The sequence below is a fragment of the Allobosea sp. genome, assembly GCF_030694325.1.
Taxonomy (GTDB): domain Bacteria; phylum Pseudomonadota; class Alphaproteobacteria; order Rhizobiales; family Beijerinckiaceae; genus Allobosea.
Genome location: NZ_JAUXYO010000026.1, coordinates 1 through 13,828, shown reverse-complemented (window position 1 = coordinate 13,828; position 13,828 = coordinate 1). Strand labels below are relative to the sequence as shown.

At 68.4% G+C, this 13,828-nt stretch carries 15 protein-coding genes; 11 read left to right on the top strand and 4 right to left on the bottom strand.

Features of this window, described 5'->3' with window-relative positions; all coding sequences use genetic code 11:
* The 5 genes from Q8M82_RS01205 to Q8M82_RS01185 form a co-directional block, all read left to right on the top strand.
* On the top strand, positions 1–275 hold a 275-nt coding region (locus tag Q8M82_RS01205), incomplete at its 5' end, for a Bug family tripartite tricarboxylate transporter substrate binding protein (protein WP_305689562.1).
* A gap of 4 nt (positions 276–279) precedes the next feature.
* The gene (locus Q8M82_RS01200; RefSeq protein WP_305689561.1) at positions 280–756 is read left to right on the top strand and encodes a (2Fe-2S)-binding protein; all 477 of its coding nucleotides are present in this window, start codon (positions 280–282) and stop codon (positions 754–756) included.
* Positions 753–2,867 (top strand): molybdopterin cofactor-binding domain-containing protein, encoded by a 2,115-nt coding sequence (locus tag Q8M82_RS01195; RefSeq protein WP_305689560.1) that lies wholly within the window; start codon positions 753–755, stop codon positions 2,865–2,867. Before Q8M82_RS01200 ends, Q8M82_RS01195 begins: the two co-directional genes overlap by 4 nt.
* Positions 2,868–2,870: 3 nt before the next feature.
* Positions 2,871–3,566, top strand: coding sequence for a substrate-binding domain-containing protein (locus Q8M82_RS01190; protein ID WP_305689559.1), 696 nt, complete (start codon positions 2,871–2,873; stop codon positions 3,564–3,566).
* A gap of 127 nt (positions 3,567–3,693) precedes the next feature.
* Entirely contained in the window at positions 3,694–4,440 is a 747-nt protein-coding gene (locus tag Q8M82_RS01185) for an EAL domain-containing protein (protein ID WP_305689558.1), read from the top strand.
* Between the two features lie 16 nt (positions 4,441–4,456).
* On the opposite strand, the gene Q8M82_RS01180 is transcribed toward Q8M82_RS01185, so the two are convergent.
* Together Q8M82_RS01180 and Q8M82_RS01175 are read right to left on the bottom strand one after the other, a co-directional pair.
* Positions 4,457–5,713, bottom strand: a complete 1,257-nt coding sequence (locus Q8M82_RS01180; protein WP_305689557.1) for a TadE/TadG family type IV pilus assembly protein — start codon at positions 5,711–5,713, stop codon at positions 4,457–4,459.
* A gap of 1 nt (position 5,714) precedes the next feature.
* The gene (locus Q8M82_RS01175; RefSeq protein WP_305689556.1) at positions 5,715–6,152 is read right to left on the bottom strand and encodes a response regulator; all 438 of its coding nucleotides are present in this window, start codon (positions 6,150–6,152) and stop codon (positions 5,715–5,717) included.
* A gap of 117 nt (positions 6,153–6,269) precedes the next feature.
* Here Q8M82_RS01175 and Q8M82_RS01170 point away from each other — a divergent pair, with 117 nt between their 5' ends.
* Both Q8M82_RS01170 and Q8M82_RS01165 read left to right on the top strand, forming a co-directional pair.
* A complete protein-coding gene (locus Q8M82_RS01170; RefSeq protein WP_305689555.1) occupies positions 6,270–8,963 on the top strand; it encodes an ATP-binding protein in 2,694 nt (897 codons plus the stop codon).
* Between the two features lie 149 nt (positions 8,964–9,112).
* Entirely contained in the window at positions 9,113–9,883 is a 771-nt protein-coding gene (locus tag Q8M82_RS01165) for a molybdate ABC transporter substrate-binding protein (protein WP_305689554.1), read from the top strand.
* Between the two features lie 6 nt (positions 9,884–9,889).
* On the opposite strand, the gene Q8M82_RS01160 is transcribed toward Q8M82_RS01165, so the two are convergent.
* Positions 9,890–10,510 carry a YcbK family protein gene (locus tag Q8M82_RS01160; protein ID WP_305689553.1) on the bottom strand — a complete coding sequence of 207 codons (621 nt, stop codon included), beginning with the start codon at positions 10,508–10,510 and terminating at the stop codon, positions 9,890–9,892.
* Between the two features lie 5 nt (positions 10,511–10,515).
* Positions 10,516–10,833 (bottom strand): HdeA/HdeB family chaperone, encoded by a 318-nt coding sequence (locus tag Q8M82_RS01155; protein ID WP_305689552.1) that lies wholly within the window; start codon positions 10,831–10,833, stop codon positions 10,516–10,518.
* 289 nt (positions 10,834–11,122) lie between these two features.
* Between Q8M82_RS01155 and Q8M82_RS01150 the strand changes: the two genes are divergently transcribed.
* The 4 genes from Q8M82_RS01150 to Q8M82_RS01135 form a co-directional block, all read left to right on the top strand.
* Positions 11,123–11,503 carry an NADH-quinone oxidoreductase subunit A gene (locus Q8M82_RS01150; protein WP_371126198.1) on the top strand — a complete coding sequence of 127 codons (381 nt, stop codon included), beginning with the start codon at positions 11,123–11,125 and terminating at the stop codon, positions 11,501–11,503.
* 70 nt (positions 11,504–11,573) lie between these two features.
* Positions 11,574–12,152, top strand: a complete 579-nt coding sequence (locus Q8M82_RS01145; protein WP_371126199.1) for a NuoB/complex I 20 kDa subunit family protein — start codon at positions 11,574–11,576, stop codon at positions 12,150–12,152.
* 138 nt (positions 12,153–12,290) lie between these two features.
* Complete coding sequence (locus tag Q8M82_RS01140) at positions 12,291–12,896, top strand: NADH-quinone oxidoreductase subunit C (protein ID WP_305689550.1); 606 nt, start codon at positions 12,291–12,293, stop codon at positions 12,894–12,896.
* A 12-nt stretch (positions 12,897–12,908) separates the two neighbouring features.
* Positions 12,909–13,828 (top strand): NADH-quinone oxidoreductase subunit D (locus Q8M82_RS01135; protein ID WP_305689549.1); only part of this gene is annotated, 920 nt, incomplete at its 3' end.

Below are 13,828 nucleotides of genomic sequence, written 5' to 3'. Positions count from 1 at the left end.
CCGAGGTGGCCACCTTCGCCGAAGGCGGGATCGCCGGCTTCGACTCGGCGCTGTGGTTCGGCCTCAACGCGCCGGCCGGCACGCCGCAGCCCGTCATCGATCAGCTCAACGCCGAGATCCGCAAGGCGCAGGCACGGCCTGAGGTGAAGGCGGCCTGGGCCAAGCAGGGCACAGCCGGCATGGATATGAGCCCGGCCCAGTTCGGCGAGTTCATCAAGGCCGACATCGCCAAATGGGCGAAGATCATCGAGGCCGCGAACATCAAGGTGAATTGAGGCGATGGAGGCCGGCACGCGACTGACCGTCAATGGTGCGGGCCTCACCGTCAACGCGGTTCCGGAGACGATGCTGCTCGACGTTCTGCGCGGCGAGCTCGGCCTGAAGGCGGCACGTTTCGGCTGCGGCGAGGGGCTCTGCGGCGCCTGCCGCGTCCTCGTCGACGGCCACCCCGTCGCCTCCTGCAACACGCCGCTCTGGTCGGTCGCGGGGCGCGCCGTCACGACGCCGGAAGGGCTGGGCACGGCCGACGCGCCCCATCCCGTCCAGGCGGCGCTGATTGCCGAGCAGGCTGCGCAATGCGGCTACTGCATCTCCGGCATCGTCGTCAGCGCGGCGGCCCTGCTGGCGCGAAGCCCCGATCCCGACGACGCCGCCATCAGGGCGGCGCTGGACCCCAATCTCTGCCGCTGCGGCGCGCATAACCGCATCCTGCGCGCCGTCCGCCGCGCCGCCGCCATGAGGGACCGCGCGGCATGAGCGCCGAGGCCGTCCTTCCCCTGGGTCTGCGGGTCACGCCGCAGCTCGATCGCTGGCTGTCGATCGCGCCCGAGGGCCACGTCACGCTCTCACCCGGCAAGGTCGAGATCGGACAGGGCATCCTCACCGCGCTCGCCCAGATCTGCGCCGACGAACTCGACATCGCCATCGAGCGCGTGCGCCTGCGGCCCGCCGATACGGCGGCGAGCCCCAATGAAGGCGTGACGTCGGGCAGCCTCTCCGTTTCCGATTGCGGCCTGTCGGTGCGGCTCGCAGCGGCGCAGACGCGCGGGCTCTTGCTCGCCGAGGCCGCACGGCTGTTGTCGGTGCCGCAGGAGGCGCTCTCGGTCGAGGACGGCGCCATCACCGGCCCCGGCAATCTCGCCACGAGCTATTGGGAATTGGCCGACAAGGTCTCGCTCGCCCGTCCCGCCGATCCAGCGGTGCAGCCGAAGGCTCCAGGTGCCCGCACCCTCACGGGTCGCCCGGTCCCGCGCATCGACCTCGCCGGCAAGGTCTTCGGCACGCGGCCCTTCATCCACGATCTCGACGAACCCGGCATGGTCCATGGCCGGGTGCTGCGCCCGCTGCGCCCCGGCGCGACGCTGGAGAGCCTCGACGAGGCGGCACTGGCGGGCCTCGACGGGCTGATCGCGCTGGTGCGCGACGGCAGTTTCCTCGGCCTCGTCTGCGAGAGCGAGGTCCAGGCCGAGGCCGGCCTCGCCCGTCTCGCCACCGCGGCGCGCTGGGCGGGCGGCTTTCCGCTGCCGGACCAGCATGATCTCTCCCCCTGGCTGCAAGGCGAGCCGGCGGAAGCGTCCATCGTCGATCTCCGCGAAGGCGCGGCGCCATCGCCCGGGACCCGCCGATTGGTGCGCCGCTATCTCAAGCCTTATCTCGCCCATGCCTCGATCGGCCCCTCCTGCGCGATCGCCACCTGGGCGGAGGATGGCCTGCGGGTCCTCACCCACAGCCAGGGCATCTTCAATCTGCGGGCGGATCTTGCGCTCGTCTTCGGCCTGCCGGAGGACGGAATCGTCGTCGGACATGCCGAGGGCGCCGGATGCTACGGCCATAACGGCGCTGACGATGCCGCACTCGATGCCGCGCTGCTGGCGCGCGCCGTTCCCGGCCGCCCCGTGCGCCTGCGCTGGTCGCGCGCCGACGAACTGGCCCGGTCGCCTTTCGGGGCCGCGATGGCGATCGAGATCGCCGCCGAGGTCGGGGAGGACGGCCGCATCGCCGGCTGGAGCCACGAGATCTGGAGCAACGGCTATGTCGCCCGGCCGGGTCGCGCCGGCAGCCCGGCCCTGCTGGCGAGTTTCGACCTGGAAAAGCCGTTCCCGCTCTACATCTCGCAGGACCCGCCTCTGGCCGGTGGCGGCGGTGCCCAGCGCAACGCGGTCCCGCTCTACGACTTCCCCGCCTGGCGCATCGCCAAGAACCGCCTGCTGACCATGCCACTGCGGACCTCGTCGATGCGCGCGCTCGGGGCCTTCGGCAATGTCTTCGCCATCGAATCGATGATGGACGAGATCGCGCATGAGCAGGGCGAGGACCCGCTCGCCTTCCGTCTCCGCCATCTTTCAGATGAGCGCGCGCGCACCGTGCTGGAGCGAGCCGCGGCGAATGCGGATTGGGGCGGCGCAGTCGCGGAGGGCAGGGGACGCGGCCTCGCCTTCGCGCGCTACAAGAACACCGGCGCCTATTGCGCCGTCGTCGCCGAGATCGACCTCGCGGCCGAGCCTCGCGCGACGCAGCTCTGGATCGCGGTCGATGTCGGCGAGGCGATCAATCCAGACGGCGTCGCCAACCAGATCGAGGGCGGAGCGGTCCAGGCCACGAGCTGGACGCTGAAGGAGGAGGTCGCCTTCACCCGTGAAGAGGTGACCAGCGCGTCCTGGGAAAGCTACCCGATTCTGCGCTTCGGCGAGGTCCCGGAGGTCACCGTCGAGATCGTGCCCCGGCTCGACCTTCCGCCGCTCGGCGCCGGCGAATGCGCGCAGGGGCCGACCGCGGCTGCCCTCGCCAACGCCGTTCATGCGGCGCTCGGCGTCAGGGTGCGCCAGATGCCGATCACGCGCGACCGCATCATCGCGGCGATGGAGTAGTCGATGCCCGACATCAACATTCTCAGCGGCGGCGCCGCCCAGGCCCTGGTCCGGGCGGTCGAGCCGGCGTTTCGGCAGGCCACCGGCCATGGCATCGAAGGACAGTTCGGCGCCGTCGGGGCGATGCGGGCGAGGCTCGCCGAAGGCGCGCAGCCCGATGTCGTCATTCTCACGGCGGCCATCGTCGCCGAACTGGTCGCAGGCGGCCTCGTCGCGCCCGACAGCGTCGCGGATCTCGGCGATGTCGAAACCGCGATCGCGGTGCGCGACGGCGACCCCGTGCCACCCGTCGGCGATGGGGCCGCTTTGCGCGAGGCACTGCTGGCAGCCGACGCGATCTATTTCCCGGATCCCAAGCTGGCGACGGCCGGGATCCACTTCGCCGGGGTCATCGACAAGCTGGGCATCGGGGCGACGGTGGCGGATCGTCTGCGCACTTATCCCAATGGCGCCTCGGCCATGGCGGCGCTCGCAAGCGCGCCGGAAGCGCACCCGATCGGCTGCACCCAGGTGACAGAGATCAAGGCCGTCGCCGGAGTGGCTCTCGTTGCCGAACTCCCGCCGGGCCTGAGCCTCGCCACCCGCTATACGGCCGGGGTCACCACGCGGGCGTCGAAATCCGTACCGGCGCAGGACTTGGTCAAGTTGCTGACGAGCGACGCGACGGCCGATCACCGCCGGCGCACCGGCTTCGTCTGAAGGGCGGCGGCCGGACGACCGACATGCGGCCCGCGCATCGCCGCGCATTGTGAGGCGATGGCCGATCGACTATGGCTGACCCGATCGAAGCATTGCGAGCGCTCCGCCGAATCGCGCGAGCGGCCCTATGCAGCAATCGGGAAACCCGACCATCACGAGCGCCCGCCTTTATTATCAGCCGCAGGTCAGCACCGACGGGAAGGTGTTGATCGGACTCGAATGTCTCTTGCGCGCCGTCGCCCCGGACGGATCGGTCTCAGGTCCCGGTGCCATCCTCGATCGCCTCGCCGACGATGCCGAGGCTGACGCCCTCGACTGGTGGGTGATTCGCCAGGCGCTGACGGACGGTTTGCGCTGGCCGCAGCTCGCTATCGCGATCAACGTCAGCGCGCGGCAGTTTCAGGCGCCGGATTTCGCGCACAGGCTCCTGGCCGTGATCGCGGAGATCGGCAACGCACCGACCCAGATAGAGTTGGAACTGCTCGAGAGCGGGATCATCGAGAATTTCGAACGCGCGATCGAGACGATGGACGTCCTTCGGCGCAGCGGTATCCGGATCGCGTTGGACGACTTCGGCACCGGCTATTCGAGCCTCGCCTATCTGCAGAAGCTGCCGATCGACAAGCTGAAGCTCGACAAGTCGCTGATCGATGGAACCGGCGAGCTGAAGGCGGCGGCGATCGTCCATGCGGTCACCGCCCTGTCGCGGGCGCTGGGCTTGAAGGTGGTGGCGGAGGGGGTCGAAACCGCGGCCCAGCAGCAGTTCCTGCGCGTCGCGGGCTGCCATCAGCTGCAGGGCTATCTCTTCTCGCCGGCCGTCAGCGCCGACGAGATCGACGCGTTCGTCCGAGCCGGCTGGCCGGCGAACCGCTGACGGCGGTGCGGGCGCCTCAGCGTGCCAGATGGGCGGCGGTCGAGCCCGGTCCCACGCCTTCCGGCACGGGGATGTTGGTCGAGGAATACTTCGCGTTCAGCACCATGGTCGGGCCGGCCGAAAGGGTGAAGCGGCGCGCCACCACGATCGTATAGGCTGATTCCGCCGCCACCGGCTTGCTGGCGCCGATGTTCAGTTCGCCCTGGGGGAAGTAGAGCGTGCCGAGCAGCACTTTGGCGTCGTTGCTCAGGATCTCGTGCTTCTGGTTGACCGGCGAACTCCGGTCCTCGAAGAACAGGATGCCCGCCATCACGCCGTTCTGGGGGGCCGTGAGGTCGATTTTGGTGTCGGCGTCGAAGCGCAGCACCGCCCCCTTGCCGTTGAGATAAATCCCGACATTCGCGCCCTTGAGAGTGGCGCCGCCGGACACGTCGAGCGGGCCGTCCTTGAAGACGTAGACGCCGGGATTGAGCGTCACCACGGCTCCCTTGCCGATCCGAACGCCGCCGCAATAGGTGCCGGGGCTCAGCATCGTGGTGGAGGTGATCTTCAGGTCGTTGGCGCTGCAGCCACCGATCGATGGAGGCGGACGCGAGGCGAGCGGATCGGCGAGCACCGGACAGTCCAGCGTGGGGCTGGGCTGGAAGCTGTCATGCTTGTCCTTGTAGGAGCCGCCGGCCGAGCAGATGAAGCGCGCGCGGAGCTGCGAGTTATGCATCGCCTTCAGCCCATCGCGCGAGGTGGAATTGGAATAGACGGCGCATTCCGGCGCCTCGAGCTTGGCGTCCTTCTCGAGGTGAATCGTTTCTTTTTTGCTTGTCTCGAGCCCGATGACGCAGATCGCGGCGGTACCGAGCACGCGGGCGGTTGCGCGCGCGCTGATGGTGACGTTGTCCGAGCCGAACATGTGCATGATGTTCGTGCGGGCCACATTCGTCACCTCGACGGTGACGGTCATCTTCTTCACGTCGACGGCCGCCGCGATCGTCCCGGTCTGGTTGAGCGCCTTGAGCTGCGTCGTCGCGAATTTCTCGGCAGCCGATTGCACACCGGTCGGCGTCGCATTGGCGAGCCGGAACTCGCGGGCGGCTGCGAGCGCGGAGCCGTCGGCCACCGTCTGGAAGGCCGTGCGCTGCTCGGAGAGCACGCCGTAATCGATCACGACGCCCGCGGCCATCATCAGGGCCGGCAGGGCCACGCCGAGCATCACCAGCGCGCCGCCCCGCTGGTCGCGGCGCAGCCGTCCGATTGCCGCTGTCAGGCGCCCGCCCATTTCAGGCCGCCGCCAGGGCGCGATGCGCCCGCACCAGGAACCGGATCTGATGGCCGAGCAGCCGCCAGTTGACCGGTTTGCACATGAAGGAGGTCGCGCCGGCCGCGTAGGCCAGGTCGATCGAAAGAACATCTTCGCGGCCGGTGATCACCATCACCGGGAGACCGTCGAACCGGCGATCCGCCCGGATGCGGCGGACCATCTCGATGCCGTTGATCCCGGGCATGTCGACATCGACCAGCGCGACGTCGAATCGCTGCCGCTCCAACAACGCCAGCCCTTCTTCCGCCGATGCGGCGGTCATGATCTCGGCTTGGGGAGAAGCGAGATAGACCGTGCAGAATTCGCGCTGGATCGGGTCGTCATCGACAGCAAGGATCGCGAGCTGATCGCACAGCACGTAACTGAATGGGATCGCGGCTGCTTCGGCCATCGTCATCGCATCGCTCCGAGGGCACTGTTCTGGTGCCTGAGGCGATGACCCTGCCAGCGAGTTCCAAACAAACAGTTCCGGCTCGTTCCAGATTCCGGGACCGTTGTTTGGAATTGCGAAAGCATGAGCGACCTATCCTGCGGCATGACCCTGCGCCCCCAATTGTCCATTCGCAGCCGGCTGATCCTGCTCGTCGTGAGCGCGACGCTGTTGGCCAGTGCCTTCCTCGTCGGCGTGAGCGTCTGGCGCGAAACCGAAAGCTATGGCCAGTCGCGGCGCGACGCGCTCCTGAACACGGCCCATGCGATCGCTGCCGCGGCCGCGACGCCCGTCGCGGACCAGGATTCCGTCTCCACGGCGCAGGCGATCAACGCCATCGCCCGCCTGAAGGGCATCGTCTTCGCCGGCATCGAGACGGCTGACGGCCGGCCGCTGGCCGAGATCGGGGCGGCCGAGCAACTCGCCGGCGATCTCGTCGTGGAGGGGGTTGACACGCGCTGGTCGCTGCCCGCGATCCTGCGCAGCCGCACGATGGAGGCGGTCGTCCCCGTCATCCATGGCGGCGTTCCGGTCGGCAGTCTGCGCATCATCGCCGACACGCGCGACCTGCCGGAGCTGATCGGTCGCGCGGTCACCGGCACGCTGCTGACGGGAGCCGTCGCGACGCTGCTGGCGGTCGCCCTGGCGCTGCGGCTGCAGGGCCCCATCACCGGCCCGCTCGGCGCCCTGACGCAGACGATGATGCGCGTGCGTCGCGAGCACGACTATTCCGTCACCCTCGCCGCGACCTCCCGCGACGAGATCGGCATCCTCGTCGACAGCTTCAACGGCATGATCGGCGACATCCGCGAGCGCGATCGCCGGCTGGCCGACCACCGCGACAAGCTGGAGCGCGAGGTCGCCGACCGCACCGCCGACTACCAGCGCGCCGCGCATTCCGCCGATCAGGCAAACCAGGCCAAATCCGATTTTCTGGCGACGATGAGCCATGAGATCCGCACGCCGATGAACGGCATCCTCGTCATGGCAGAGCTGCTGGCGGCCGGCGAACTGCCGGATCGCGCCCGGCGCCAGGCGGAGGTGATCGCGCGCTCGGGCACCAGCCTGCTGGCCATCATCAACGACATTCTCGACATCTCGAAGATCGAGGCCGGCAAGCTCGAGGTCGAGGCGCTGGAGATCGATCCCGAGGAAGCCGTCGATTCCGTCCTCCAGCTCTTCGGCGACCGGGCTCGCTCGAAGACGCTCGATCTCTGCGGGTCGATCGCGACACCGCCGGGCCTGACGGTGCAGGCCGATCCGGTCCGCCTCGGGCAGGTTCTCGCCAACCTCGTCAACAACGCGCTGAAGTTCACCGAGGCCGGCGGCGTGACGGTCGCCCTGACCCGCGAGGGCGAGGGTTGGCTGCGCTTTGCGGTCTCCGATACCGGCATCGGCATTCCCGCCGACAAGCTCGGGACGATCTTCGAATCCTTCTCGCAGGCCGATCAGTCGACCACGCGCACGCATGGCGGCACCGGGCTCGGCCTCGCCATTGCCCGCCAACGCGTCGACGCCATGGGCGGGACGCTGCGGGTGGAAAGCACGGTCGGGACCGGCAGCTGCTTTTCCTTCGCGCTCCCGATCGTGACCGAGCCGGCGCAGGCCGCGGCCCCCATGGCGACCGGCCGGACGGTGGGCATCCTTCTCTCCAGGGGGCAGACCGGCGAGATGCTGGCACAGGAACTCGGGCGGGCCGGCTATGCCGTCTGCAGCGACGCCGCCGTGCTCGCGCAGGAGAGTGCGCGCTTCGATCTGGTGCTCGCCTCGCCGGACAGGCTGCCGGCCTGTCGCTGCCGTTCGGGGACCGTGGTGGTCGTGGCCGGACCGTCCGAGGACGCCGACGCGCTGATCCGGGCCGGAGCCGCCGAGGTACTGACCTGGCCAGTGCAGCGGCGCGACCTGTCGGCCCTGCTCGCCGCGCTGCAGGACGGACAGCCGCTGCGGCGGGCCCGGACGGCCGGCACGGCCTCGCCGGAGAGCCTGCAGTTTCCGGGGCTGCGCGTGCTGGTGGCCGATGACAGCGAGGTCAATCGCGAGGTCGCCGACGCGGCGCTGCGGCGCTTCGGCATCGCGGCGCGCTTCGTCGAGGATGGCCTGCAGGCCGTCGCCGCTGTCGAGCGCGAGGGCTTCGATCTGATCCTGATGGATGGCAGCATGCCGGGTCTCGACGGTTTCGAGGCCACGCGCGCCATCCGCGCCCGCGAAGCCGAGACGGGGCGGGCGCGCGTGCCGATCGTCGCGCTCACTGCCCATGTCGTCGGCACGGCGGCCGATGCCTGGCGCGAGGCCGACATGGACGATGTCGTCCACAAGCCCTTCACGCTCGCCCGGCTCGGCAGCGTCATCGCGGCCCTGGCGCCGGGGCAGAGGCAGGGCGGCAGCCTGCCGCCGCAGCCTGCGCCCGAATCCGTTGCCGCCGAGGAGGGCTGTCTCGACGAAGCGGTCCTGCACGACCTGATCGCCATGACCAATGGCTCGATCGAGACCGCCCGGCGCATTGCCGAGCTCTACCGCGTTTCGTCGCTGGAGGAGGCCGATCGCCTCGCGGACGCGACCCGTGCGGGCGACGGCGAGCGGATCGCGCGTTGCGCCCATGCGCTGAAGTCGATGAGCGCCAATCTCGGCGCGAAGCGCCTGGCGGCGGCGGCGGCCGAGATGGAGCGCGCGGCGCGCGAGGACGCCACACCGCCGGGCCCCGACAGCTACGAGGTCGTCGTCGGCCTGCTGCAGCGGACCCATCGCGAGATCGAGGACGTGATGGCCCGGGCGGCCTGAACGTCGCGCACTCCCGGCAGCCGCTCACCAGGCTGTGATCGGCGTTCGGCGAGGCGGCGCCGCCGGCCCGTTGCCCGGCTGACGGCAACCCCCTAGTCCTGTTGGTCTCGTGTCGAGGAGCCCGCTTGCCCGGGCAGGGGGAGTTCGTCATGCGCCTTGGTTCAGCCGCCGCCCTGGCCGTCGCCGGCCTGTTGTCCTGTCTCGCGGCGTCAGCTGAGGCGGACGAGATCAAGGTGCTGACCGCCGGCGCCTTCAAGCCGATCGTCACAGCCGTCGCGGCCGAATTCGAGACGAGCACCGGCCACAAGCTCGTCATCGACAATGACACGGCCGGCGGGCTGCTTCGCCGGATCGGCGGGGGCGAGGCCTTTGATGTGGCGGTGCTGACACCGGCTGCCGTGAAGGACCTCGTCGCCAGCGGCAAGATCGCGGCCGGCACGCCCGTCAATCTGGCGCGGACCTCGGTCGGCGTCGCCGTGAAGGCAGGCGCGCAGCGCCCCGACATCGCGACCGTGGCGGCCTTCAAGACGGCGCTGCTTGAAGCCCGCAAGGTTGCCTATATCGACCCCGCCGCGGGCGGCTCCAGCGGGATTTATTTCTCCAAGCTGCTCGAGACCATGGGCATCGCCGAGCCCGTCCGTGCCAAGGCGGTGCTGGTGCCGGGCGGGCTCGTCGCACAGCGGCTCGTCACTGGCGAGGCCGATCTCGCCATCCATCAGATCAGCGAGATCCTCGCCGTCCCCGGCACGGTCCTGGTCGGGCCGCTGCCGGCCGAAATCCAGAATTACACCGTCTATACCGGCGGTCTCGCCGCGACTGCGGCCGGCTCGGTCGCGGGCAAGGCCTTCCTCGCCTTCCTGCAGAGCGATTCCGCCCGCCGCATCCTGGCCGAGAAGGGCATGGAGCGCGCGCCGGAGTGAGCGTTCTCACCAGGGCCGGCGCGGCCCGGTGTCGACATGCAGGATGCCGTTCCAGTAGACCTTGTGGCCGCCGACATCGGGCAGCGTCCGGACCCATTCGATGACGCTGCGCGGCCGCACGCCCGGCACGCGGAAATCCATCGCCTCACAGCGCTTGTGGTAGGAGCCGCGCCGCGCCCGCCACGGCGGACGCCAGGTCGAGGTCACCTTCACCGCCCCGTATTTGTCCGCGATCTGGGTCAGGACCTGTTTCAGCCGCGGCGGCAGGCAGGTGATCGATGTCCCCGGATCCGTCGAGATGCCCGGCCGGTCGGGTTTTTCGTTCGGATCGTAGGCCGGCTCGGCGCCTGCTTTCTGACCCGGCGTCAGTTGGGGCCACTCCGGCCCCTCGCCCTCGTCCGGTTCGCTCGTCATGGGCGAATTCGCGTCGGGCGGCGGGCCATCCTGTGCCGGGACGGGCGCGGGGACGATGATCGGCGGCAGGGCAGGGGTTCCGGGCAGTTCGAGATCGAAGGGGCGCTGCGGCGGCAGCGGTGCGCGCATCATCGTGCCCTCCTGAGCGAGGGCCGCGATGTCCATGGCACAGGCGAGCGCCAGTGACGACGCGACGAGCCGGGCGCGATGCATGACGGTCAGGGAGCGGGTGCCGGGATGAAGATGGCGCGGGTCTCGGCGCCGACGAGCGCGAGCTGCGGCGACTTGGCACAGAGTTCGACCAGAGCGGCGGGCGCAGCCGTGATCTTTTCGAGATCGAGCAGCGGGCGCATGGCGCTGCCGGCGAAATAGCCTGCCAGCCAGAGCGAGAGCTGGCTGCGGTCGTTCTCGCTCATCGCGGTAAAGTCCGCACAGCTCGCACGGGCGAGGTCGAGCGCTTCGGCACGGACGCCGGCCGCCGGTGCGAGAGCCGCCAGCAGCAGGAGCGGTGAAGCGAGCAGGAGACGACGGTGCACGCGCATCCTGAGCCTTTCTCGATGGGCGGCCACGCCGCTCGGTTGAATCGATTCGGCGCGAGTGTGTCGGGTCGCGCCGGCCTCGGCTAGCGACAAGTCCGCTTTCTGCGGCGAAATTCCGGCAGACGTCGTCGAGCCGCCGGACGACGAGCGCGCAAACGGGTATGCTTGCACTGGAATCAACCCTCCCGCGCGATGCTGCGGCGCGGCGAAGTCTTGCTTCATTCTAATCGAGGGTCTAATCGACACCCGCGGCACGTCGCCGCCATCCGGTTGAGCGGGAACGCCCATGCAAGCCCTTCCAGTGCCGTCCCTGCTGAACGACTATCTGCCGCTGGTGATCTTCGTCGGCGTCTCGGCGTTCATTGGGCTGGCGCTGCTGATCGCCCCCTTCGCGATCGCCTATTCGAAGCCGGATCCCGAGAAGCTCTCCGCCTATGAGTGCGGCTTCAACGCCTTCGACGACGCGCGCATGAAGTTCGACGTGCGCTTCTATCTGGTGGCGATCCTGTTCATCATCTTCGATCTCGAGGTGGCCTTCCTGTTCCCCTGGGCGGTCGCCTTCGGCGAGCTCGGCTGGTATGGGTTCTGGTCGATGATGGTGTTCCTCGGTGTGCTCACGGTCGGCTTCGTCTATGAGTGGCGCAAGGGTGCGCTGGAGTGGGACTAACTGTCGCCTCGCAGCCTGAAAGCGCGAGACATATCTGACGGTTACGGTTCACGAGGATACGAGAATGGCTATGACAGCGATCGACCGCGGTGACCCGCTCGTCGCCCCTGCGCCCAAGGGCCTGCTCGGCCCTGACGGCCTTCCCGTCGGCCAGCGCGACCCGTTCTTCACCGCGATCAACAGCGAACTCGCCGACAAGGGCTTCCTCGTCACCGCCACCGACGACCTGATCAACTGGTCGCGCACCGGCTCACTGATGTGGATGACCTTCGGCCTCGCCTGCTGCGCCGTCGAGATGATGCAGCTCTCGATGCCGCGCTACGACGTCGAGCGCTTCGGCTTCGCGCCGCGCGCCTCACCGCGCCAGTCCGACGTGATGATCGTCGCGGGCACGCTGACCAACAAGATGGCTCCGGCGCTGCGCAAGGTCTACGACCAGATGCCGGAGCCGCGCTACGTCATCTCGATGGGCTCCTGCGCCAATGGCGGCGGCTACTACCACTACAGCTATTCTGTGGTGCGCGGCTGCGACCGCATCGTGCCGATCGACATCTACGTGCCGGGCTGCCCGCCGACGGCGGAGGCACTGCTCTACGGCGTGCTGCTGCTGCAGAAGAAGATCCGGCGGACAGGCACGATCGAGCGATAGGCCGTTTGCGTCATGGTCGGGCTTTGCCCGACCATCTTGCGACGGACAGGCGCCGGACACGACAGGGATTGGGCCCAATCCTGCATGAGATGATCGGGTCAAGTCCGGTCATGCTGGTGGGGCAATGAAGGTGAGATGATGAGCGAAGCGCTCGTACAACTCGGCGAAGAGATCAAGGCGGCGCTTCCGGGCGCGGTCACCGAAGCCGTCGTCGCCTTCGACGAACTGACGGTTCATGCCGAGGCGGCCTCGATCGTCGAAGTGATGAAGACGCTTTACGGCGATCGCCGCTTCCGCTTCGTCAACTTCACCGACATCGCCGGCGCGGATTATCCCGGCCGCGAGAAGCGCTTCGACGTCGTCTACCATCTGCTGGCGCCCTATTCGAACCGCCGCATCCGCGTGAAGGTCCAGACCGACGAGGCCACGCCCGTGCCCTCGATCATCGAGGTCTTCCCAGCCGCGAACTGGTACGAGCGCGAGGCCTACGACTTCTACGGCATCCTGTTCTCCGGCCATCCGGACCTGCGCCGCATCCTCACCGATTACGGCTTCGAGGGTTATCCACTGCGCAAGGACTTCCCGCTGACCGGCTATGTCGAGGTCCGCTATGACGACGAGCAGAAGCGCGTGGTCTACGAGCCGGTGAAGCTCAACCAGGAATTCAGGAATTTCGACTTTCTGAGCCCGTGGGAGGGAACGGAATACGTTCTCCCGGGCGACGAAAAAGCGAAGACGGCCTGATCGGAGCCGGACATGTCAGAGCACAACATCCGGAACTTCTCGATCAATTTCGGCCCGCAGCACCCGGCCGCCCATGGCGTGCTGCGGCTCGTGCTGGAACTCGACGGCGAGATCGTCGAGCGCGTCGATCCGCATATCGGCCTGCTGCATCGCGGCACCGAGAAGCTGATCGAGGCCAAGACCTATCTCCAGGCGATGCCCTATTTCGACCGGCTCGACTATGTCGCGCCGATGAACCAGGAGCACGCCTATTGCCTGGCGGTCGAGAAGCTGATGGGTGTGACGGTGCCGCGTCGCGGCCAGCTGATCCGCGTGCTCTATTCCGAGATCGGCCGCATCCTCTCGCATATCCTCAACGTCACCACGCAGGCGATGGACGTCGGCGCGCTGACGCCGCCGCTCTGGGGCTTCGAGGAGCGCGAGAAGCTGATGGTGTTCTATGAGCGCGCCTCGGGTTCGCGCATGCACGCCGCCTATTTCCGGCCCGGCGGTGTCCATCAGGATCTGCCGCCCTCTCTGATCCATGACATCGCCGAATGGTGCGACCCGTTCCAGCAGGTCTGCGACGACCTCGAGGGCCTGCTGACCGACAACCGCATCTTCAAGCAGCGCAATGTCGACATCGGCGTCGTCGATCTCGAGACCTGCTGGAAATGGGGCTTCTCGGGCGTGATGGTGCGCGGCTCCGGCGCCGCCTGGGACCTGCGCAAGTCGCAGCCCTATGAGTGCTATGGCGAAATGGATTTCGACATCCCCATCGGCAAGAACGGCGACTGCTACGATCGCTACTGCATCCGCATGGAAGAGATGCGCCAGTCGGTGCGCATCATGAAGCAGTGCATCGAGAAGCTGCGTGCGCCGGACGGGCAGGGGCCGATTTCTGTCGAGGACAACAAGATCGTGCCGCCCAAGCGCAGCGAGATGAAGCGCTC

Excerpts from the sequence above, each read along its gene's own strand:
- Q8M82_RS01195 (WP_305689560.1), top strand. The coding sequence starts at position 753 with ATGAGCGCCGAGGCCGTCCTTCCCCTGGGTCTGCGGGTCACGCCGCAG.
- Q8M82_RS01150 (WP_371126198.1), top strand. The coding sequence starts at position 11,123 with ATGCAAGCCCTTCCAGTGCCGTCCCTGCTGAACGACTATCTGCCGCTG.
- Q8M82_RS01190 (WP_305689559.1), top strand. The coding sequence starts at position 2,871 with ATGCCCGACATCAACATTCTCAGCGGCGGCGCCGCCCAGGCCCTGGTC.
- Q8M82_RS01185 (WP_305689558.1), top strand. The coding sequence starts at position 3,694 with ATGCAGCAATCGGGAAACCCGACCATCACGAGCGCCCGCCTTTATTAT.
- Q8M82_RS01165 (WP_305689554.1), top strand. The coding sequence starts at position 9,113 with ATGCGCCTTGGTTCAGCCGCCGCCCTGGCCGTCGCCGGCCTGTTGTCC.
- Q8M82_RS01175 (WP_305689556.1), bottom strand. The coding sequence starts at position 6,152 with ATGACGATGGCCGAAGCAGCCGCGATCCCATTCAGTTACGTGCTGTGC.
- Q8M82_RS01170 (WP_305689555.1), top strand. The coding sequence starts at position 6,270 with ATGAGCGACCTATCCTGCGGCATGACCCTGCGCCCCCAATTGTCCATT.
- Q8M82_RS01200 (WP_305689561.1), top strand. The coding sequence starts at position 280 with ATGGAGGCCGGCACGCGACTGACCGTCAATGGTGCGGGCCTCACCGTC.
- Q8M82_RS01160 (WP_305689553.1), bottom strand. The coding sequence starts at position 10,510 with ATGCATCGCGCCCGGCTCGTCGCGTCGTCACTGGCGCTCGCCTGTGCC.
- Q8M82_RS01180 (WP_305689557.1), bottom strand. The coding sequence starts at position 5,713 with ATGGGCGGGCGCCTGACAGCGGCAATCGGACGGCTGCGCCGCGACCAG.
- Q8M82_RS01145 (WP_371126199.1), top strand. The coding sequence starts at position 11,574 with ATGACAGCGATCGACCGCGGTGACCCGCTCGTCGCCCCTGCGCCCAAG.
- Q8M82_RS01140 (WP_305689550.1), top strand. The coding sequence starts at position 12,291 with ATGAGCGAAGCGCTCGTACAACTCGGCGAAGAGATCAAGGCGGCGCTT.